Origin of the sequence: Pseudomonas sp. Sample_9, assembly GCF_004307535.1 — a bacterium.
Classification (GTDB): Bacteria; Pseudomonadota; Gammaproteobacteria; order Pseudomonadales; family Pseudomonadaceae; genus Aquipseudomonas; species Aquipseudomonas mercuritolerans.
In genome coordinates, this window is record NZ_RAZO01000172.1 from 1 (window position 1) to 19,310 (window position 19,310).

Consider the following 19,310-nt stretch of genomic DNA (forward strand, 5'->3'; position numbering starts at 1 on the left):
TCAGTTGTTGCGTCTGATCTGGAGCGCTCTGCAACGACCGGTCAGCGACGAAGCGTCGCACCACATGCTGGTCAGGGATTAAACACTTGTATGAACTTTATCTCCTGCGTACCTTGAAGCCATAGGCGTGCGGGCATAATCTGGCCGGCACGTGTCATTGGATTTATGTTGCTCGATGACGCTCTGCCCGATCGTCCACCAGTCAAATCAGAACAGGGCGCGGGTGTAGAGCAGCATGACCCACAAGGGAAGAGAGATCGCCATGCTCGAAAGTTGTCAGAATGCTCAGGAACGTTGGGGTGGGGTTCATCTGCTGATCGACCGCTGGTTGCAGGAGCGTGAAGAGCTGATCGGCGCCTACGACAAGCTCGGTGCGCAGCCTGAGTCGCTGTCCGAGAGCCGCAAGCCTTTGCAGGAATTCTGCGGGGTGCTGGTCGATTACGTATCGGCGGGGCACTTCGAAATCTATGAACAGCTGACTGGCGAAGCCAAGGCGTTCAACGACAAGCGCGGTCTGGAACTCGCCGAGACCATCTACCCGCGCATTGACGTCATTACCGAGAAGCTGCTCGCGTTCAACGACCTGTGCGACGAAGGCAAATGCGTTGCGGAGAAATTCAAGGAATTGGGCGGCTTGTTGCACGAGCGCTTTGAACTTGAAGATTGCCTGATCGAAGTGCTGCACACGGCACACAAGGAAGAAGATCCGGTTCAGGCCTGATCCACGTCCTTCATGAAAAAACGGTGCGCCCGAAAGCGCACCGTTTTTTTATGCCTGATCAGCTCGTCGCGCCACGCAATTCCACTTCGAAAACCAGAGGCGTGAACGGCGCGATCAGGTCGCCGGCACCGTCGGCGCCATAGGCTTGATCCGATGGAATCACCAGCCGCCATTTCGCCCCCACCGGCATGTTCTGCAGTGCGGTGCGCCAACCGGCGATTACGCTGTCGAGGTTGAACCATTGCGGCTGGGTGTTCTGATCGAACACGGTGCCATCCGGCAGCTTGCCGACATACAGCACCTGCACTTTGCCGTCGGGGCCGGCCTTGGCGCCAGTGCCCGGAACCAGTTCAGTCAGAAGGATGCCGTCGGCCAGTTCCTTCACCCCCGGTTTGGCTTTTTCCGCACTGAGAAAGCGTTGCTCGTTTTCCATCGCCGCGTCGCTCGATTGCCGTGATGCCTGCTCGGCATTGCGCGATTCGTGGTCGGCCAGAATCTGTTCGATACGCGCTTCACTCAGCGCCAGCGGCTTGCCCTGATACGCCTGTTGCAGACCTTCGATCAGCGCCTGGATCTGCAACTGCGGCACCTCCTGACGCAGCCGTTCGCCGAGGCTGGCACCGAGGCTGTAAGCCAGATCATGAGCATCGTTCGCCGTGTTTTTTTCATCGGCATACGCCGTCGAAAAAAACACGCAGAGGGACAAAATAAAGTAGCGCGACATGGGCACTCTCCGACCTGGGATGCGGGGGATTATGCCAGTGCAAACGTCTGCATCGGTGAACTGCTTTTTCCCGCGCGCAGAACATTTCGGCTTCGGTGCAACGCAACGGTGCAGATACTGTCAACATGCCCTAGCGGCGGTATCAGCAGAGGTCTAGTATGAGCCGCACTCACGTCAGCCAGGAGGTAAACCATGTCGGCCACCAAGAAGCCTGTAAATACTCCGTTGCACTTACTCCAACAGTTGTCGGGCAGCCTGCTCGAGCATTTGGAAAACGCTTGCTCGCAAGCCTTGGCTGATGCTGAAAAACTGCTCGCCAAGCTGGAAAAACAGCGTGGCAAGGCGCAGGAAAAACTGCACAAATCGCGCACCAAATTGCAGGACGCCGCCACCGCCGGCAAAGCCAAGGCACAGAACAAGGCCAAGGCTGCCGTGAAAGAACTCGAAGACTTGCTCGACGCTTTGAAAGATCGTCAGTCCGAGACCCGCAGCTACATTCTGCAGCTCAAGCGCGATGCCCAGGAAAGCCTGAAACTGGCCCAAGGTGTTGGTCGCGTGCAGGAAGCAGTGGGCAAGGTTCTGTCGTCGCGTTCGGCCAAACCGGCAGCAGCACCAGCGAAGAAAGTCGCTGCCAAGCCTGCTGCAAGCAAAGCCCCGGCGAAGACCGCTGCGGCGAAACCTGCTGTTGCGAAAACCGCCGCCAAACCAGCGGCCAAGGCGCCAGTGAAAGCGGCTGCCAAACCAGCGGCAAAAACTGCAGCGAAGAAGCCGGCGGCGAGCGCGGCAAAACCGGCGGCTAAAACCACCGCAGCCAAACCTGCTGCAGCCAAGCCAGCAGTGAAAGCCACCCCTGCCAAAGCCGCGGCAAAACCGGCCGCGAGCAAAGCTGCACCGGCAAAAACCGCAGCCGCCAAACCTGCTGCCAAAGCAGCAGCGAAACCAGCAGCAAAACCTGCTGCGAAGACCGCCGCTGCGAAGCCTGCTGCCAAGACTGCGGCCAAGCCGGCCGCCGCCAAACCTGCTGCGAAAGTGGCGGTAAAACCGGCTGCCAAACCAGCCGCAACATCGGCAGCAAAACCTGCGGCAAAAACCGCTGCGAAACCGGCCGCCAAGCCAGCTGCGAAACCCGCTGCTGCCAAGCCTGCGACCGCTGCTGCAAAGCCGGCCGCCAAGCCAGCCGCAAAACCAGCGGTGAAAAAGCCTGCAGCTGCCAAGCCAGCCGCGACCAAACCGGCTGCCGCTCCAGCAGCCAAGCCTGCACCTGTGGCGACCCCGGCTGCCCCAGCTGCCTCGGCACCGTCGTCCGCCACTCACTCGACCCCTTCGACTGCGCCAGCGCCAGCCGCCTCGTCGAATGTCAGCAGCACCCCGACCAGCGCTTCCTAAGTGCCGGTCGCCGCGACGCGCAGCACTTGCAGCGCGTCGCGGCTCAGGCTGGCGGCATTGCCGGCTAAGCCCTCAAGCCAGGTCACCGAACCTGCATCGTTGCGCGTCCACTCCTGCGCCACACCTTCCAGCCGTGACAGCAAGGTTCGCTCAGCTTCAAGCTCCAGTGACTTGATCTGCTCGCGCATGCCTGCCACCACCGCATCATCGACGGCCCGCGCTTTCCATTGCATGCGCAGGGTTCGCAGAGGCTGCACCACCTCGACATCCCACGGCGCGGTCAAGGCCCTGAGCAAGCGCACGCGCGGTTCATCGCAGGTCACCGCACGCTGCTCCAGCCATAAACCGCAAAGCAACAGGCAGACATTGGCGCCCGCCGTTTGCAATTGCAGGCAGGCATCTTCCACGCCCGGTCGGGCGTAGACATCAAGGGCAAAGCTCCACAGGTCAGAGGACATCGTGCTACTCGCGCCAGTTGTGAGCGAAGCTGGTAGACTCCGCCGCCATTATGATCCGACTTCAGAACCTGACTTTACAGCGTGGCCCGCAACGTCTGCTAGAAGACGCCGAGCTGACCCTGCACGCCGGCCACAAAGCCGGCCTCATCGGCGCCAACGGTGCCGGCAAATCCAGCCTGTTCGCCCTGCTGCGCGGCGAGTTGCACCCGGATTCGGGCGACTGCCTGCTGCCGGCCGACTGGCGTATCGCGCATATGCGCCAGGAGGTCGACACTCTTGAGCGCCTGGCGGTTGATTATGTGCTCGATGGCGACCTGCGTCTGCGCGAGGTGCAACGCGAGCTTGCCGCCGCCGAGGAGGCCCACGACGGCACCGCACTGGCGCGCCTGCATGCCGAACTCGACAGCGCCGACGGTTACACCGCCGATGCGCGGGCGCGCAAGTTGCTCGCCGGACTCGGTTTCACCAATGAGCAGATGGACCGTCAGGTAGGCGATTTCTCCGGTGGCTGGCGGATGCGTCTGAATCTGGCGCAGGCACTCATGTGCCCGTCGGATCTGCTGCTGCTCGACGAACCGACCAACCACTTGGACCTCGATGCGATCATCTGGCTCGAAGAGTGGCTGAAGAGTTATCCGGGCACCTTGCTGCTGATTTCCCACGACCGGGATTTCCTCGACGAAGTGGTCGATCACGTCGCCCATGTCGATCAGCGCAAACTGACCCTCTACCGGGGCGGCTACACCGCGTTTGAGCGCGCCCGCGCCGAGCGTCTGGCCCAGCAGCAACAAGCCTACGAGAAGCAGCAGGCGCAGCGTGCGCACATGGAAAGCTACATCGCCCGCTTCAAGGCGCAAGCGACCAAGGCCCGTCAGGCGCAGAGCCGGATCAAGGCGCTGGAGCGCATGGAAGAATTGTCGGCGGCCCACGTCGATTCGCCGTTCGACTTCGTCTTCCGCGAGTCGACCAAGATCTCCAGTCCGCTGATCGACCTGTCCGATGCGCGCTTGGGTTATGGCGACAAGACCATCCTCGAGAAGGTCAAGCTGCAACTGACCCCGGGTGCGCGGATCGGTCTGCTTGGGCCGAACGGTGCGGGTAAATCGACGCTGATCAAGAACCTCGCCGGCGAGCTCGAACCGCTGGCCGGGCGCCTGACCCGTGGCGAAAACACCGTGGTCGGCTACTTTGCCCAGCATCAGCTCGACTCGCTCGACGCCAAGGCCAGCCCATTGCTGCATTTGCAGCGTCTGGCGCCGGGTGAGCGCGAGCAGACCCTGCGCGACTTCCTCGGCGGCTTCGACTTCCGGGGCGCACGCATCGATGAGCCGGTGCTGAATTTCTCCGGCGGCGAGAAGGCCCGTCTGGCCCTCGCGCTGATCGCCTGGGAGCGGCCGAACCTGCTGCTGCTCGACGAACCGACCAACCACCTCGACCTGGAAATGCGTCTGGCGCTGACCATGGCCCTGCAGGAATTCAGCGGCGCGGTGCTGGTGGTCTCTCACGATCGGCACTTGCTCAAGAGCACCACCGACAACTTCTATCTGGTCGCTGACGGAAAGGTCGAAGAGTTCGATGGCGATCTCGAAGACTACGCACGTTGGCTGGTGGAATACCGTCAGCGCAATGCGCCGGTCAGCAACACGCCGATCAACCCGGACAAGACCGACAAGAAAGCGCAACGCCAAGCGGCGGCAGCGTTGCGTCAGCAACTGGCGCCGCACAAGCGCGAGGCCGACAAGCTCGAAGCCGAACTGGGCAAGCTGCACGAGAAACTGGCCAAGGTCGATGCCAGCCTGGGTGACAGCGATATCTACGAGCCGGCACGCAAGAATGAATTGCGTGATCTGCTCGCCGAACAGGCTAAGTTGAAGGTGCGTGAAGCCGAGCTGGAAGAAGCCTGGATGGAAGCGCTGGAAACCCTGGAAAGCATGCAGGCGGAGCTGGAGGCGTTGTCCTGATGGAAGCCTTCAAGCTGCCCTTTGCGGCGGTGTGGGTCGAACCGCTCTGGTTCACCGCGCAGATTCTGCTGATTCTGCTGGCCGGTTACCTGACCCAGCGTTTCGTCGCCAAAGGCCTCACTCGCCTGGGTGAGCGCTATCCGTTTCCGCCGCAGTTGCTGATGCCGCTGCGTGGCGTGTTGCGCTGGCTGATCATGGGCAGCGCGCTGCTCTTCGTGCTTGAGCGCCTCGGCGTTTCGGCCACGGTGCTGTGGACGGCGCTGTCGGGATTTGTCGCGGTGGCGGCGGTGGCGTTCTTTGCGATGTGGAGTGTGCTGTCGAACCTGCTCTGCGCCATTCTGATCTTCACCGTCGGGCCGTTCCGCCTCGGCGACGTGGTCGAGCTGGTGGACACCACCGACAAGCCTGGCGTCAAAGGCCGGGTGATCGCGATCAATCTGCTCTACACCACGCTGGTCGAGGCCGAAGAACTCGGTACCGGCAGCGCCATGGTGCAGGTGCCGAACAGCCTGTTCTTCCAGCGTTCGGTGCGGCGTTGGCGCGGGACCGATGTGTTTCCTTCCAGCGGGTTTGAGAAGTAATTTCTACGTCGTCTGTTCCGACGCCTTCGCGAGCAGGCTCGCTCCCACATTGGAATGCGTTCCTCCTGTGGGAGCGAGCCTGCTCGCGAAGGGGCCCTCAGCTTCCCGCAATATTTAGCAAAAAACTGGTAGTCATCCACACGAAGCCGCATTAGCTTAGGCATTTGTCACAAGCATCGGCCGAGGTATGCGATGGAGCTTCAAACATGGCTGGCATTCTTTGCCGCCTGCTGGGTGATCAGCCTGTCCCCGGGCGCGGGCGCCATCGCGTCGATGTCCAGCGGTCTGCAATACGGATTCTGGCGCGGCTATTGGAACGCACTGGGCCTGCAGATCGGTCTGGCGGTGCAGATCGCGATCGTCGGCGCGGGTGTTGGCGCTGTGCTTACCGCTTCGGCCACAGCGTTTCATGCGATCAAATGGTTCGGTGTCGCCTATCTGGTTTACCTGGCGATCAAGCAATGGCGCGCGCTGCCCATGGACATGAGCGATGACGCCGCAGTGCGGCCGATCGGCAAGCCACTGGCCCTGGTGTTTCGCGGCTTTCTGGTGAATATCAGCAACCCCAAGGCGTTGGTGTTCATGCTCGCGGTGTTGCCGCAGTTCATCAATCCCCATGCGCCGCTGCTGATTCAGTATCTGCTGATCGGCGTGACCATGGTGTTCGTCGACCTGATTGTCATGGCCGGCTACACCGGACTGGCGTCGAAGGTGCTGCGCCTGCTGCGCACGCCCAAGCAGCAGAAGCGCATGAACCGCACCTTTGCCGGATTGTTCATTGGCGCGGCGGCGTTCATGGCGACGTTGCGCAAAGCGGCGGCGTAAACCGCTCGGGCAAAAAAAGGCGACCTCAAGAGGTCGCCTTTTTCATTTCTACCGAGACATCGGGGCAAGCGAGCTTTTGTGGCGAGGGGATTTATCCCCGTTGGACTGCGCAGCAGTCCCAATCGTCTTGCATCAATAACGAGGGCCGCTTCGCGACCCAACGGGGATAAATCCCCTCGCCACAGAGCCCTTCGCCACAAAAGTTGTCAGATCCGGCTCAGCGTAAAATCACCGGCGCCGTGTCACGCGGCAGATTGTTGCGCTGCGGCGCTTCACGCGGCTGCTCATAACCGTCACCACCACCGAGCTGCATGCTCAGTTGCCCGGCCACGTCTTCGCCCAAGGCCTTCGACACCTCGCGCACCACCCGCGGACGGTTCAGCGAGATCTTGATGTCGCGATGGTTCACCAGTTTGGTGTCCTGCGCTTCGCCCATCGCCGTGAAGGCCGAGGTGATCTCGTAGGTCTTGGTGTTGATCAGACTGAAATCCGCCACCAGCGTCAGGCCCAGCACCGCCGAGTAGCTGTCGGTGTGCGCCAGCTCATTGATGTCCTGGGTGAAGTCGATGTCGGACACAGTGCCGAACAGCACGTAGTCGGCCCCTTTGAAGTTGCCGGCCTTGATGCGCTTGATCACGTCATACACATCGCCTTTGGATGAGGCGGTATACGGCGTGCCCTGCACCAGCTGGAACATGCCGGTACGCAGGATTTCACCCTTGATGTCGCCGGTGAATTTGCGCAACTCGCCCTGTTCGATGTAGCTGGTGGTCGCTTCGATCTCGTTGTAGCTCGAAGAACCGCTGGCGCTGTAGTAACTCTCGCGGTGATTGCTCTGCGCCGAAACGATGTGGATGTATTGCTCCACGCGCTCCTGATACGCCAGATCCGTCACCGCTACCTTCGGGGCCGCCTGCGCGCTGAACGCGCAAGCCAGGGCCATCATGCCAATCCATGTGCGCATCGATTAACGCTCCGTGGTTTTGCGGATCTCTTTTTCGTCCATCCACTCGGCCAGACCGCTTTCGACGTCGATCAACTGCAGGCTGAATTTGTAGAAGACGTCCTTGTAGTCGCTGCTGCGCTTGACGATCGAGCTGATCGAGCCTTCGATGCGGTACTTGGCGGCAACCATGTTGCCGGTCTTGGCCACGGTGCTTTTCTTGTACAGGCCGCTCTGGTTTTGCAGCTTGAGCTGGTCAACCTGGCTCTGCATCGCATTGTTGTCGCTGGCGAAGCGCGCAACACCGGTCTTCATCAACTGAGTCTTGATGCTGGTGGTGATTTCGCGGGTGTCGATGTACTCGCTGGTCTTGTTCTTCACATCGTAGACCTGAACCACCGGACGGCCCTGCAGAATGCCGGACTGGGCCAGCGAGCGAGTCATCGACTCGGCGATCATTTGCAGGTCGGTCGAACCGAATTCGTTGGTCACGGTTTCAACCGCTTTGGTGTCGCCGTAGCTGATGTTCTTGCTGCCCAGGGTCGGCGAGGTGTTGGCGCAACCGGAGGCGAGCAGGGCGATGACGGCGATGCAGGAAAAGCGTGCAAACATGAGAAAGCTCTCTCAAGCAGAAATAGGGTGGCGGGTTTACGGCGTCTTGATTTCCAGACGGAAATCCACGGCTTTCGGGGTCGGCGCGATGGCCTGAATGAAGCTGGTCTGGGCGCCGTACATCATCTGGCTTTTCCACACTTCTTCTTCGGCAACCGGGAAACCTTCGGCGCCAAGCCAGGCGAAGCGGTAGTAGAAAATCTTGTTGCTGTTGAGGGTGTTGCTCAACTGCACGTTGACGGTCATGAAGCCGTTTTCACGAGCCACGCGCATGGCGCCGACGACGATGTGTTTCTGCGGGCCCATGGCCACGACTTTGCTCGCGGCGCTGCCCGGCTCCGGCGGTGGCGGGGTGGCGCAGCCGGCCAGCAAGGCGAGGGCGGCGACGGCGATGATCTTCAAGCGCATTGCAAAGACTCCGTTCTTAAGGTTGTTTGAGGCTGGCGACGTTGGTCGCGGCAGCGCTCGGCATTACGTGAGCAGCGATGCCGCCAGCGAATACCTGGTTGCCCACGGCACGCAGGCTGATCACTTGGTAGCGCTGGTCGACGGTGACCTTGACCACCGAGCCGCCGACGGCGCTCGGCAGGGTAACCTGATGCTCACCTTTTTTCAGGCGCAGACGCACCACTTGGGTATTGTCCGGCAGGGTGCGCCATGTACGGGTATCGGCACCTTCAAGCACCGCTGAAGAAATACCCACGGCGAGACCGGCCAGCGGGTTGGTTTCGTTGATCTGTTTCTGCGCCACACCTTTGGTGATCGCGCGCACGGTGGTGCGCACGATGATCCCCGGCATGTCATCGCGCAGGGCGCGACGGGACATGGCGGTGGTGCTGTTCAGCGCGGTCAGGTCGACCTGCTTGCCGTCGACACCGATCTGCGCAAAAGGCGCGGTGGAGGTGTCCTGTTTGATGATCGGGAACGACAGCGGAGTGATCACCACGTTGTTGGAAATCGGCAGCGGCAGCGGTACGCGAATCGAGTCGCGGGCCGGGGCCAGACCGCTCTGCACGACGATGAGAATGTCGCTGTCATCGGATTTGGAAGGCTTGTCGAGATTGACCAGCGCCTGCTCGAGCAGCGGCGTGTTTGGGCGCAGTTCGGCAGCCTTGCGATAACCCGGCGCGGCCAGATCCTTCTCGCCCAGGGCTTCGTAGACGAAACCGGCCAGGTAATGGCTGAACGCACTCTGGTAGCTGTTCTTCAAGCCGACCACTTCCGGCGCGTCGAGGCTGGCCACCGGATAACCCTGCAAATCCTTGTACTGGGTCTTGATGCCTTCTTTCTCGGCCTCTTCTTCGCTCTTGAGGTATTCCTTGTCGCGCAGGTCGGCGATCACTGCTTCGCGTTCGTGGGTCTTTTTGATCGCCGTACGGGCGCCATCGAAATCGTTGACCGCCAGCAGGTTCAGGGCCATCTGCGTGGTCAGCATGACTTTCTCGTAGTCATAGCCTTCGTAGCGACGCACCTTGTCGTTGACGATGAAGCTGCCGAACTGTGCCAAGTATTTGGCCGAGTCGAGCTTGACCGCGTCTTCCCACTGACCGACTACCTGGTCGGCACTGCCCCAGGCGTTCTGGCTGCCCGACAGATCGCCCTTGGCGCGCAGCAGTTCACCTTTCTCGAAGTAATAGAGCAGGTCTTTGTCGGTGCCGGTGTTGTTCTTTTCCAGCAGGGTCAGCGCCGCGTCGACGTTGCCGGAAGCCAGTTGCTGATTGGTCTGGGCCAGTTCGGAATCGTAGTTGCGAAACGCTGCGCAGCCGGACAGCAGCGTGACGGCGCTGAGCGCGAGCAGCATGGGAGCGCGGAATGCCATGGGTACTTCTTCCCTGAGTAACAAAACTTGCAGCCGCGTGTGCTGGTCGGGCTGGTGTGACCTATCGACGGCGGCGCTGGCCTCCTGCCAATTCCTCATGGGTGAGGAGCTTTTGATGCCGGCTCGCTGGGCGAGGGCGCGGCATTATAAGCGCGGGATGGTGGCGATGTAATGTCTTTTTAGTGGCCTAACAAAGGCTCGTGCCATCATTTGGTCAAGTTGTTCACGACGCGTTCGGCCGCTGTTTTACCGGGTCCGAACGCGCTGCCATTGGCGAAAACCCGATCGCCGAGGGCGCGCAGGGTGATGACCTGGCGGTTCTGATCAATCCGGATCTTCAGCGGCGCGGCGTTGTTGACGTGGGGCAGAGTGATCGCATGTTCACCTTTCTTCAGGCGCAGGCGCATTACCTGAGTCAGATTGGGCAGGGTGCGCCAGGTACGCGTATCGGCTTGTTCGAAACCATCCCAATGGGTCACGTACGATGCTTTGCTCGGGTCGCGTCGGTTGTCGGTGGCTTGCACATCGGCGGCCAGAAAGGCTCGGTAGGTGGTGCGCTGGATGATGCCGGGCATGTCATCGCGCAGCGTACGCAAGGACATGTCGGTGATGCTGTTGACCGGTATCAGTTTCTTCTGCCGTCCATCGATGCCGATCTGATTGAACGACGGCGTTGAAGTGTCGGGCACCATCACCGGGAACGAGATGTTGGCGACAATGACCTGACCGTCTGCCAGCTTCACCGGGTACGGCACACGCAGCGAACTGCGTGCGGGAGCGAGGCCGCTTTGCACGATGATCAGCACGTCGCTTTCGTCACTCTTGAGGCCGGGACTGTCGAGGTCACGCAATGCCTGCTGGAAGAACGGCAGATCCGGGCGTAATTCGATGGCTTGGCGATAGCCTGGCGCGGCGAGATTCTTTTCCCCGAGCGCTTCATATGTAAAGCCCGCGAGGTAGTGACTGAACGCGCTTTGGTAGCCGTTCTTCAAGGCGATCACCGCCGGCGCGTCCAGCATGACTACCGGATAACCCTGCAAATCCTTGTAATGCACGCGCACACCCTGCTTTTTCGCTACCTCTTCGACGCGCTCATATTCGAGCTCGCGCTGCCGAGCGATCAGCGCTTCGCGCTCATGGGTTTTCTTGATGTCGGTGCGGGCGCCGTCGAAGTCGTTCACGGCCAGCTGGTTGAGGGCCATCTGCGTGGTCAGCATGACTTTTTCATAGTCATAGCCGTCGTAGCGGCGCAGCTTGTCATTGATGATGCTGCCCCAGTGATTACCCATGGCGGCCAAGAGTTTGTCGCCGGTGGTTTCAATGGTGTCCTGGCGTTCGACCACCATTTGCTCGGCACTGCGCCATGCCGCCTGACTCTGCGGCAGTTCGCCGCCCGCACTCAACACCGCACCTTTCTCGAAGTAATAGAGCAGATCCTTTTGCTCGTCCGGGTTATGTGTTTCAAGCAAAGCCAGTGAGCCGGCGACATTGCCTTGCTTCAATTGCTCGGTGGTCTGTTCCAGCTCCAGATCGTAATTGCGATAAGCCGCGCAACCCGCCAGTTGTGTAATGGTGGTCAGCAGCAGGGGAAGCAGCAGGCAGTGGCGCATTGAAAGGGGGCTTCCTTGAGCAAATGGGGAGCATTCACGTTATTGGAGTCGATGGTGGCACATCGCTTCAACGATATGAATCATTCCCTGCCGACACCGACAAAGCTTGAGAGAAACGTCTGCGAAGTGAACAATATGTAACTTCGCATTTCCATTTGAGATTCGTTCATGACTGCCTCGTCCCGATTGCTGGCCTGGCTGCTGTTCCCGTTATTGTCCCTGAGCAGCCTGCCGCTGCTGGCCGATACCGTGGAAGGCGCGCCGCAAGCGTTGCACCTGCTCGATTACATCAGTGCCGATTACCCGCCAACGGTCGCGGCAGGCAAAGTCATCGACGACGGCGAATACCGCGAGCAGCTGGAATTCACCCAGGTCCTGCAAGGCTTGATCACGGCATTGCCAGCCAAACCGGAAAAAGTCGCGCTGGAACAGGGCGTGGAGTCTTTGCACGCAGCCATCAGTGCGAAGCAGGACGGTGCTGATGTCGCCCGTCAGGCCCGACAGTTGGGGGCGAAACTGGCGGTGGCTTATGAAGTCAGTCAGGCACCGATCATCACTCCAGACCCGACACGCGGCGCGCCGTTGTATGCGCAGAACTGCTCGGTGTGCCATGGCGACACTGGCGCTGGCGACGGCCCGGCCGGCGTCGGTCTGACCCCTGCGCCAGCCAACCTGCGCGACGCTGCGCGCATGGATCACTTGAGCCTGTACGCGATTTACAGCACCCTCGGCCAGGGTGTCGAAGGCACCGACATGCCGGCGTTTGCCGATCAGCTCGATGATCGCCAGCGCTGGGATCTGGCCACCTACATCGCCGGCTTCAGTGCCGATGCGGCAGCCGCCAAGTCCGACAAGGTCTACAACATCGCCGACCTGGCCCGCCAGACCCCGGCCGAAGTGCAGGCGGCGGAGGGCGCAGAGGTTGCGGCGACGTTCCGGGCGCAGCGCGCACAACCACCGCAGGTCAAGCGCGGGCCGGCGCAGTTGCTCGATTACACCGCCGCCACGCTGGACAAGAGCCTCGCGGCCTACCGCGCTGGTGAACATGATCAGGCCTATGACCTGTCGGTAGCGGCGTATCTGGAAGGCTTCGAACTGGTCGAAAGCTCGCTGGATAACGTCGATGCCAACGTGCGCAAGGACACCGAAAAATCACTGATGGCGTACCGGCAGTCGCTGCAGGACGGTCTGCCCGTCGAGCAGGCCGAGCAGCGTCTGGACGCGGCCAAGGCCAAACTCAAGGAATCCGCCGGCCTGCTGGGCAGCGATGGTCTGAGCTGGTCGCTGAGTTACATCTCCGGTCTGCTGATTCTGCTGCGCGAAGGTCTGGAAGCGATTCTGGTGCTGGCGGCGATCCTCGCCTTCCTGCGCAACACCGGCCAGCAGTCAGCGGTGCGCAGCGTCAACGTCGGTTGGGGTCTGGCCTTGCTGGCAGGCTTGGGCACCTGGGCGCTGGCGGCGTATGTGATCGACGTCAGCGGTTCGCAGCGTGAGTTGCTGGAAGGCGCCACCGCGCTGTTTGCCAGCGTCATGGTGTTGTGGCTCGGCGTGTGGATGCATGACCGCCGTCACGCGGCGGCCTGGCAGGATTACATCAAAAGCAGCCTGGTCGGCGGCGGTGGTCGCTTCGGTTTTGCGATCCTGGCGTTCTTCTCGGTCTACCGCGAATTGTTCGAAGTGATCCTGTTCTACGAAACCCTGTGGCTGCAGGCCGGGCCGGCCGGGCACAACGCCGTGCTGGCTGGCGGTGCGACGGCGATGGTGCTGCTGGTCGGCCTGGCGTGGGTGATTCTGCGCGGCTCGGCGAAACTGCCGCTGACGCTGTTCTTCAGCATCAACGCCGCGCTGTTGTGCGCGTTGTCGGTGGTGTTTGCCGGGCATGGCGTCAAGGCCTTGCAGGAAGCCGGGATCTTCGGCACACGGCCAGTGGCGTTCTTTGAATTCGACTGGCTGGGGATCCATGCCGATGCCTATTCGCTGACCGCGCAGGTGGTGGCGATTGTGGCGATTGCTGTGCTGTATGGGCGCAGTTGGGTGGCGGAGAAGCGTCGGGTTTCGGCTGCATAAAGGCATTCGCTGCGCTCATATTCGCGAGCAGGCTCGCTCCCACAGGTTCGGTATGTATCCTGTGGGAGCGAGCCTGCTCGCGAATTTTTTGGAGGCAAGAACATGCGTGTATGGATCGATGCTGACGCCTGTCCGCGGGCGGCGAAGGATCTGGTGGTGAAGTTCGCGTTAAAGCGCCAGTTCGAAGTGGTGCTGGTGGCCGGGCAGCCGCAGATCAAGCCGGGGCTGGCGATCGTCAAACTGATTGTGGTGCCGAGCGGGCCGGATGCGGCGGATGATTATCTGGTCGAGCATGCGGTGCCGGGCGAACTGGTGATCTGCAGCGATATTCCACTGGCCGATCGGCTGGTGAAGAAGGGCGTGGCGGCGCTGGATCCACGCGGCAAGGAGTTCGATGCGCAGAACATGGGCGAACGCCTGGCGGTGCGTAACCTGTTTACCGATCTGAGGGAGCAGGGCCAGATGAGCGGCGGCCCGGCGCCGTTTGGCGAGCGTGAAAAGCAGGCGTTTGCCAATGCGCTGGACCGGATTCTGACCCGACTCACTCGCAAGCCCTGAAAAGATCGCAGCCTGCGGCAGCTCCTACAGGGGCGGTGTATGCCGCAATATCACGGCGCGACACGGAACCTGTAGGAGCTGCCGAAGGCTGCGATCTTTTGATTCAGGCGTCGTTTTCGTGAGTCAGTTCGAGCACGCGGTCGACCAGTTTGTTGATCCCCGAAGCCGCTTCACTGATGGTCTGCGCCAGCATGTACGCCGGGGTGGTGACCAGTTTGCGCGCCTTGTCTTCGACGATTTCCGTCACTGCGCACTCTTCGTGGGTGGCGCCCATCTTGTTCATGGCCGCAGCGGTGTCGGCGTCGTTGCCGATGGTGCAGGTCACGCCCGGGCCATAGATTTTTGCAGCCAGCGCCGGGGAGATGCAGATCAGCCCGACCGGTTTGCCCGCTTCGGCAAACGCTTCGGCCAGGGCCAGCACTTCAGGTTGCACGGTGCAGCCGGCGCCTTCGATGGCGAAGTTCGACAGGTTCTTCGCTGCGCCAAATCCGCCGGGCACGATCAGTGCGTCGAAGTCCTCGACGTCGGCATCGCGGATATCCTTGACGTTGCCCCGGGCAATGCGCGCCGACTCCACCAGCACGTTGCGCGATTCCGGCATTTCTTCGCCGGTCAGGTGATTGATCACATGCAATTGCGCGATGTTCGGCGCGAAGCACTGCACCTGTGCGCCGCGCTGGTCGAGGCGCAGCAGGGTGATGACACTTTCCTGGATTTCGGCGCCGTCGTACACGCCACTGCCGGACAGGATCACTGCAACTTTTTTGCTCATGGGCTTCTCTCCAGATTCATGGCGCTCAATGTCCCTTAAATCGTCGCGCGTGGCCATAGGGGCATGGCTGACGCGCGCGGGAACAGAGCGCTCTCTCAATGGATCGCAACGGCGGCGGGGTGTTCATTATTTGCCTGGACTGCGCATGGCAGCCGCCAGCGAATGGCTTATTCGGCTGGCGTTTTCGGGCCGGCAGGAGGGGGCGCTTCGGCCTGGCGCAACTGCTCTGCCTCGGCGGCCTTGGCGAGTTGCTCGTCCTGATAGATTTTCTTCGCCAGTTGCGCATTCTTGAAGCGGCGCCGCAGCCACAGGCCCAGCCCGAGGATAAGCAAGGCGCCGAGCACCCACAGCTCGTACTTCTTGATGCTGCCGAGCATGCCTTCCAGCACTGCGCCGAAGTGGTAAGCCGCCGCAGCCAGCGCGGTGGCCCAGATCGCCGCGCCGATGCCATTGAGCAGCAAGTAACGTCCCGGTGGATAACCGGACAGGCCGATCGCCACCGGCATCACCGTGCGCAGGCCATAAACGAAGCGGAAGCTCAGGACCCAGATGTCCGGATGTTTGCGGATGTGCTCCAGCGCACGGTCGCCCATCATCTGCCAGCGCGGTTTGCGCGCAAGCAATTTGCGCCCGTGCTTGCGCCCCAGGAAGTACCACAGCTGGTCGCCGGCATAACTGCCGAAGAACGCCACGACCACCACCAGGTTGATGTCCATGTATCCACGGAACGCAAGGAAGCCTGCGAGCACCAGAATGGTTTCGCCTTCGAAGAACGTGCCGAGAAACAAGGCAAAGTAGCCAAAGTCGTGCAGAAATTGTTGGAGCATTGTCTGGGTGCTGGCGAAATGAACGCGCAGCCTAACCCTTCGGGCACATTCATGAAAGTGTCCAAATGTGTCTCGACGTGAACATTTCCTACATCGACAATGGATTGCGGCTACCTGTCACAGAGCACACATAACTGTCATCTGTTAGTCATAATGGCCGTCTATAACTGTCACGCTCGCCCGTTTGCCCGGGCTCAGGAGTCTGCCGTGAGCTTTACCCCCGCCAATCGTCTGTTCCCTGCCACTCGTCTGCGCCGCAATCGTCGTGATGATTTTTCGCGGCGCCTGGTGCGTGAAAACGTATTGACGGTCGATGACCTGATCCTGCCGGTGTTCGTGCTCGACGGTGAAAACCGCCGCGAAGCCGTGGCTTCGATGCCGGGCGTCGAGCGACTGAGCATTGATCTGCTGCTTGAAGAAGCGGCGAAATGGGTCGAGCTGGGCATTCCGGCGCTGGCGCTGTTCCCGGTCACCCCGCCTGAGCTGAAATCCCTCGATGCTGCCGAAGCGTGGAACCCTGAAGGCATCGCCCAGCGTGCCACGCGCGCCCTGCGTGAGCGGTTCCCGGAGCTGGGCGTGATCACTGACGTCGCGCTGGACCCGTTCACCACCCACGGTCAGGACGGCATTCTCGACGAAGACGGCTACGTGCAGAACGACATCACCGTCGATGCGCTGGTGCGTCAGGCGCTGTCCCACGCCGAAGCCGGCGCGCAGGTGGTGGCGCCATCGGACATGATGGACGGTCGCATCCAGGCGATTCGTGAGGCGCTGGAAATCGCCGGCCACGTCAACGTGCGCATCATGGCCTACTCGGCCAAGTACGCCAGCGCCTACTACGGGCCTTTTCGCGATGCGGTGGGTTCGGCGTCGAACCTGGGCAAGGCCAACAAGGCTTCTTATCAGATGGACCCGGCCAACAGTGACGAAGCGCTGCATGAAGTCGGTGCCGACTTGTCTGAAGGCGCGGACATGGTCATGGTGAAACCGGGCATGCCCTACCTGGACATTCTTTTTCGGGTCAAAGATGCCTTCAAGGTGCCGACCTTCGTCTATCAGGTCAGTGGCGAATACGCCATGCACATGGCCGCTATCCAGAATGGCTGGTTGAGCGAAGCGGTGATCCTCGAGTCACTGACCGCCTTTAAACGTGCCGGTGCAGATGGCATCCTGACTTACTTTGCCGTTCGTGCCGCTCAATTGTTACGAGAGCAGAAATAGCCCTCCCAGGAACATTCCATGAATACCGAAGGACTCACTGAAGTTGCCGTAAAAGAAGCTCAGCCGGTGGTCGAGCAAATCACCGAAACCCCGCCGGAACTGGAGCCTGCGCCACCCGCGCCGGTTGCCGAAACCGCTGTGGCGGTACCGGCGATCGCCATTCCCGGCCTGGATGACAGCAGCCTGTACATCCACCGCGAGCTTTCGCAATTGCAGTTCAACATCCGCGTGCTGGAACAGGCGCTGGACGAGTCCTACCCGTTGCTGGAGCGGCTGAAGTTCCTGCTGATCTTCTCCAGCAACCTCGACGAATTCTTCGAAATTCGCGTCGCCGGGCTGAAAAAGCAGATCACTTTTGCCCGCGAACAGGCCGGCGCTGACGGCTTGCAGCCGCATCAGGCGCTGGCGCGGATCAGCGAGCTGGTCCACGGTCACGTCGACCGCCAGTACGCGATCCTCAACGACATCCTCCTGCCGGAGCTGGAAAAGCATCAGGTGCGCTTCATCCGTCGGCGCAACTGGACGACCAAGCTCAAGACCTGGGTTCGCCGCTATTTCCGCGACGAGATCGCGCCGATCATCACCCCGATCGGCCTCGACCCGACGCACCCGTTCCCGCTGCTGGTGAACAAGAGCCTGAACTTCATCGTCGAGCTCGAAGGCATCGACGCCTTCGGGCGCGATTCCGGTCTGGCGATCATTCCGGCGCCGCGCCTGCTGCCACGGATCATCAAGGTCCCGGAAGAAGTCGGCGGCGCTGGCGACAACTATGTGTTCCTGTCGTCGATGATCCACGCCCACGCCGATGACCTGTTCCAGGGCATGAAGGTGAAAGGCTGCTACCAGTTCCGTCTGACCCGAAACGCCGACCTGGCGCTCGATTCCGAAGACGTCGAAGACTTGGCCCGCGCTCTGCGTGGCGAGTTGTTCTCGCGGCGCTACGGTGACGCGGTGCGTCTGGAAGTCGCCGACACTTGCCCGAAACACCTCTCGGACTACCTGCTCAAGCAGTTCAACCTGAGCGAGACCGAGCTGTATCAGGTCAACGGCCCGGTCAACCTGACGCGCCTGTTCAGCATCACCGGTCTGGACAGCCATCCGGAGCTGCAATACACGCCGTTCACCCCGCAGATCCCGAAACTGCTGCAGAACAGCGAAAACATCTTCAGTGTGGTCAGCAAGCAGGACATCCTCTTGCTGCACCCGTTCGAGTCGTTCACCCCGGTGGTCGACCTGCTGCGTCAGGCCGCGAAAGACCCGCATGTGTTGGCCGTACGGCAAACGCTTTACCGCTCCGGCGCCAACTCGGAAATCGTCGATGCGCTGGTCGACGCCGCGCGTAACGGCAAGGAAGTCACCGCGGTGATCGAGCTGCGTGCGCGCTTCGACGAAGAATCCAACCTGCAACTGGCCAGCCGTCTGCAAGCGGCCGGTGCGGTGGTGATCTACGGAGTGGTCGGCTTCAAGACCCACGCCAAGATGATGCTGATCCTGCGCCGTGAGGCTGGCGAAATCGTCCGCTACGCGCACCTTGGCACCGGCAACTACCACGCCGGTAACGCCAAGCTCTACACCGACTACAGCCTGCTGACCTCCGACGACGCCTTGTGCGAAGACGTCGGCAAACTGTTCAGCCAGTTGATCGGCATGGGCAAGACACTGCGCATGAAAAAGCTGCTGCATGCGCCGTTCACCCTGAAGAAGGGCATGCTCGACATGATTGCCCGCGAAACCCAGTTCGCCCTCGAAGGCAAACCGGCGCACATCATCGCCAAGTTCAACTCGCTGACCGATCCGAAGATCATCCGCGCGCTGTACAAGGCCAGCCAGTCCGGCGTGCGCATCGATCTGGTGGTGCGCGGCATGTGCTGCCTGCGTCCGGGCATCGCCGGGGTCTCGCACAACATTCATGTGCGCTCGATCATCGGCCGCTTCCTCGAGCACACGCGGGTGTTCTACTTCCTCAACGGCGGCGACGAGCAGATGTTCCTCTCCAGCGCCGACTGGATGGAGCGCAACCTCGACAAGCGCGTCGAGACCTGCTTCCCCGTGGAAGGCAAGAAGCTGCTGACCCGCGTCAAGAAGGAGCTGGAGCTGTACCTGACCGACAACACCCACAGCTGGAGTCTGCAGTCGGACGGCCGCTACATCCGCAACACCCCCACCGGCAACCAGAACCCGCGCAGTGCGCAGGCGACGTTGCTGGAGCGGTTGGGCAGCCCGAT

The 19,310-nt window shown here is 61.2% G+C and carries 18 protein-coding genes; 9 read left to right on the forward strand and 9 right to left on the reverse strand.

From position 1 onward, the window contains the following. The first annotated feature begins 262 nt into the window (after window positions 1-262). Window positions 263-721 (forward strand): Rsd/AlgQ family anti-sigma factor, encoded by a 459-nt coding sequence (locus D6877_RS09660; protein WP_016985889.1) that lies wholly within the window; start codon window positions 263-265, stop codon window positions 719-721. Between the two features lie 58 nt (window positions 722-779). On the opposite strand, the gene D6877_RS09665 is transcribed toward D6877_RS09660, so the two are convergent. After that, window positions 780-1,445, reverse strand: a complete 666-nt coding sequence (locus D6877_RS09665; RefSeq protein WP_016772603.1) for an FKBP-type peptidyl-prolyl cis-trans isomerase — start codon at window positions 1,443-1,445, stop codon at window positions 780-782. A gap of 192 nt (window positions 1,446-1,637) precedes the next feature. Between D6877_RS09665 and D6877_RS09670 the strand changes: the two genes are divergently transcribed. After that, on the forward strand, window positions 1,638-2,831 hold the full coding sequence (locus D6877_RS09670) for an AlgP family protein (protein WP_130910603.1): 1,194 nt from the start codon (window positions 1,638-1,640) through the stop codon (window positions 2,829-2,831). Here the strand turns inward: D6877_RS09670 and D6877_RS09675 are convergent. Further along, window positions 2,828-3,289, reverse strand: coding sequence for a TIGR02444 family protein (locus tag D6877_RS09675; RefSeq protein WP_130910604.1), 462 nt, complete (start codon window positions 3,287-3,289; stop codon window positions 2,828-2,830). The genes D6877_RS09670 and D6877_RS09675 overlap by 4 nt on opposite strands. 50 nt (window positions 3,290-3,339) lie before the next feature. Here D6877_RS09675 and D6877_RS09680 point away from each other — a divergent pair, with 50 nt between their 5' ends. From D6877_RS09680 to D6877_RS09690, 3 genes are all read left to right on the forward strand, one after another. Next, the gene (locus tag D6877_RS09680; RefSeq protein ID WP_130910605.1) at window positions 3,340-5,250 is read left to right on the forward strand and encodes an ATP-binding cassette domain-containing protein; all 1,911 of its coding nucleotides are present in this window, start codon (window positions 3,340-3,342) and stop codon (window positions 5,248-5,250) included. Next, complete coding sequence (locus D6877_RS09685) at window positions 5,250-5,831, forward strand: mechanosensitive ion channel family protein (protein WP_024014760.1); 582 nt, start codon at window positions 5,250-5,252, stop codon at window positions 5,829-5,831. The genes D6877_RS09680 and D6877_RS09685 overlap by 1 nt, the downstream gene beginning before the upstream one ends. A 192-nt stretch (window positions 5,832-6,023) precedes the next feature. Then, window positions 6,024-6,656: a LysE family transporter gene (locus D6877_RS09690; RefSeq protein ID WP_130910606.1), complete on the forward strand. Its 633-nt coding sequence runs from the start codon at window positions 6,024-6,026 to the stop codon at window positions 6,654-6,656. Window positions 6,657-6,873: 217 nt separating this feature from the next. Here D6877_RS09690 and D6877_RS09695 read toward each other — a convergent pair whose 3' ends face one another. The 5 genes from D6877_RS09695 to D6877_RS09715 form a co-directional block, all read right to left on the reverse strand. After that, entirely contained in the window at window positions 6,874-7,620 is a 747-nt protein-coding gene (locus D6877_RS09695; protein ID WP_016772609.1) for a hypothetical protein, read from the reverse strand. A 3-nt stretch (window positions 7,621-7,623) separates the two neighbouring features. Further along, window positions 7,624-8,211, reverse strand: a complete 588-nt coding sequence (gene lpoB / locus D6877_RS09700) for a penicillin-binding protein activator LpoB (protein ID WP_016772610.1) — start codon at window positions 8,209-8,211, stop codon at window positions 7,624-7,626. Between the two features lie 36 nt (window positions 8,212-8,247). Continuing rightward, window positions 8,248-8,619 carry a YcfL family protein gene (locus D6877_RS09705; RefSeq protein WP_016772611.1) on the reverse strand — a complete coding sequence of 124 codons (372 nt, stop codon included), beginning with the start codon at window positions 8,617-8,619 and terminating at the stop codon, window positions 8,248-8,250. 16 nt (window positions 8,620-8,635) lie between these two features. After that, window positions 8,636-10,030, reverse strand: a complete 1,395-nt coding sequence (locus D6877_RS09710; RefSeq protein WP_130910607.1) for a hypothetical protein — start codon at window positions 10,028-10,030, stop codon at window positions 8,636-8,638. 206 nt (window positions 10,031-10,236) lie between these two features. Continuing rightward, entirely contained in the window at window positions 10,237-11,640 is a 1,404-nt protein-coding gene (locus D6877_RS09715) for a hypothetical protein (RefSeq protein WP_130910608.1), read from the reverse strand. Window positions 11,641-11,808: 168 nt separating this feature from the next. Between D6877_RS09715 and D6877_RS09720 the strand changes: the two genes are divergently transcribed. Both D6877_RS09720 and D6877_RS09725 read left to right on the forward strand, forming a co-directional pair. Next, window positions 11,809-13,707 (forward strand): FTR1 family protein, encoded by a 1,899-nt coding sequence (locus tag D6877_RS09720; RefSeq protein WP_130910609.1) that lies wholly within the window; start codon window positions 11,809-11,811, stop codon window positions 13,705-13,707. A 102-nt stretch (window positions 13,708-13,809) separates the two neighbouring features. Then, entirely contained in the window at window positions 13,810-14,265 is a 456-nt protein-coding gene (locus D6877_RS09725) for a YaiI/YqxD family protein (RefSeq protein WP_042607095.1), read from the forward strand. Window positions 14,266-14,368: 103 nt separating this feature from the next. On the opposite strand, the gene elbB is transcribed toward D6877_RS09725, so the two are convergent. Then, window positions 14,369-15,037: an isoprenoid biosynthesis glyoxalase ElbB gene (gene elbB / locus D6877_RS09730; RefSeq protein WP_016772616.1), complete on the reverse strand. Its 669-nt coding sequence runs from the start codon at window positions 15,035-15,037 to the stop codon at window positions 14,369-14,371. 167 nt (window positions 15,038-15,204) lie between these two features. Beyond that, a complete protein-coding gene (locus tag D6877_RS09735; RefSeq protein WP_095181269.1) occupies window positions 15,205-15,864 on the reverse strand; it encodes a DedA family protein in 660 nt (219 codons plus the stop codon). Window positions 15,865-16,071: 207 nt separating this feature from the next. Between D6877_RS09735 and hemB the strand changes: the two genes are divergently transcribed. Both hemB and ppk1 read left to right on the forward strand, forming a co-directional pair. Beyond that, entirely contained in the window at window positions 16,072-17,085 is a 1,014-nt protein-coding gene (hemB, locus tag D6877_RS09740) for a porphobilinogen synthase (RefSeq protein ID WP_016772618.1), read from the forward strand. Window positions 17,086-17,103: 18 nt separating this feature from the next. After that, a partial coding sequence (gene ppk1, locus D6877_RS09745) for a polyphosphate kinase 1 (RefSeq protein WP_130910610.1) occupies window positions 17,104-19,310 on the forward strand: 2,207 nt, incomplete at its 3' end.

Bases quoted from the DNA above. Each gene is read 5' to 3' on its own strand.
- D6877_RS09660 (WP_016985889.1), top strand. From the start codon at position 263: ATGCTCGAAAGTTGTCAGAATGCTCAGGAACGTTGGGGTGGGGTTCAT.
- D6877_RS09665 (WP_016772603.1), bottom strand. From the start codon at position 1,445: ATGTCGCGCTACTTTATTTTGTCCCTCTGCGTGTTTTTTTCGACGGCG.
- D6877_RS09670 (WP_130910603.1), top strand. From the start codon at position 1,638: ATGTCGGCCACCAAGAAGCCTGTAAATACTCCGTTGCACTTACTCCAA.
- D6877_RS09675 (WP_130910604.1), bottom strand. From the start codon at position 3,289: ATGTCCTCTGACCTGTGGAGCTTTGCCCTTGATGTCTACGCCCGACCG.
- D6877_RS09680 (WP_130910605.1), top strand. From the start codon at position 3,340: ATGATCCGACTTCAGAACCTGACTTTACAGCGTGGCCCGCAACGTCTG.
- D6877_RS09685 (WP_024014760.1), top strand. From the start codon at position 5,250: ATGGAAGCCTTCAAGCTGCCCTTTGCGGCGGTGTGGGTCGAACCGCTC.
- D6877_RS09690 (WP_130910606.1), top strand. From the start codon at position 6,024: ATGGAGCTTCAAACATGGCTGGCATTCTTTGCCGCCTGCTGGGTGATC.
- D6877_RS09695 (WP_016772609.1), bottom strand. From the start codon at position 7,620: ATGCGCACATGGATTGGCATGATGGCCCTGGCTTGCGCGTTCAGCGCG.
- lpoB (WP_016772610.1), bottom strand. From the start codon at position 8,211: ATGTTTGCACGCTTTTCCTGCATCGCCGTCATCGCCCTGCTCGCCTCC.
- D6877_RS09705 (WP_016772611.1), bottom strand. From the start codon at position 8,619: ATGCGCTTGAAGATCATCGCCGTCGCCGCCCTCGCCTTGCTGGCCGGC.
- D6877_RS09710 (WP_130910607.1), bottom strand. From the start codon at position 10,030: ATGGCATTCCGCGCTCCCATGCTGCTCGCGCTCAGCGCCGTCACGCTG.
- D6877_RS09715 (WP_130910608.1), bottom strand. From the start codon at position 11,640: ATGCGCCACTGCCTGCTGCTTCCCCTGCTGCTGACCACCATTACACAA.
- D6877_RS09720 (WP_130910609.1), top strand. From the start codon at position 11,809: ATGACTGCCTCGTCCCGATTGCTGGCCTGGCTGCTGTTCCCGTTATTG.
- D6877_RS09725 (WP_042607095.1), top strand. From the start codon at position 13,810: ATGCGTGTATGGATCGATGCTGACGCCTGTCCGCGGGCGGCGAAGGAT.
- elbB (WP_016772616.1), bottom strand. From the start codon at position 15,037: ATGAGCAAAAAAGTTGCAGTGATCCTGTCCGGCAGTGGCGTGTACGAC.
- D6877_RS09735 (WP_095181269.1), bottom strand. From the start codon at position 15,864: ATGCTCCAACAATTTCTGCACGACTTTGGCTACTTTGCCTTGTTTCTC.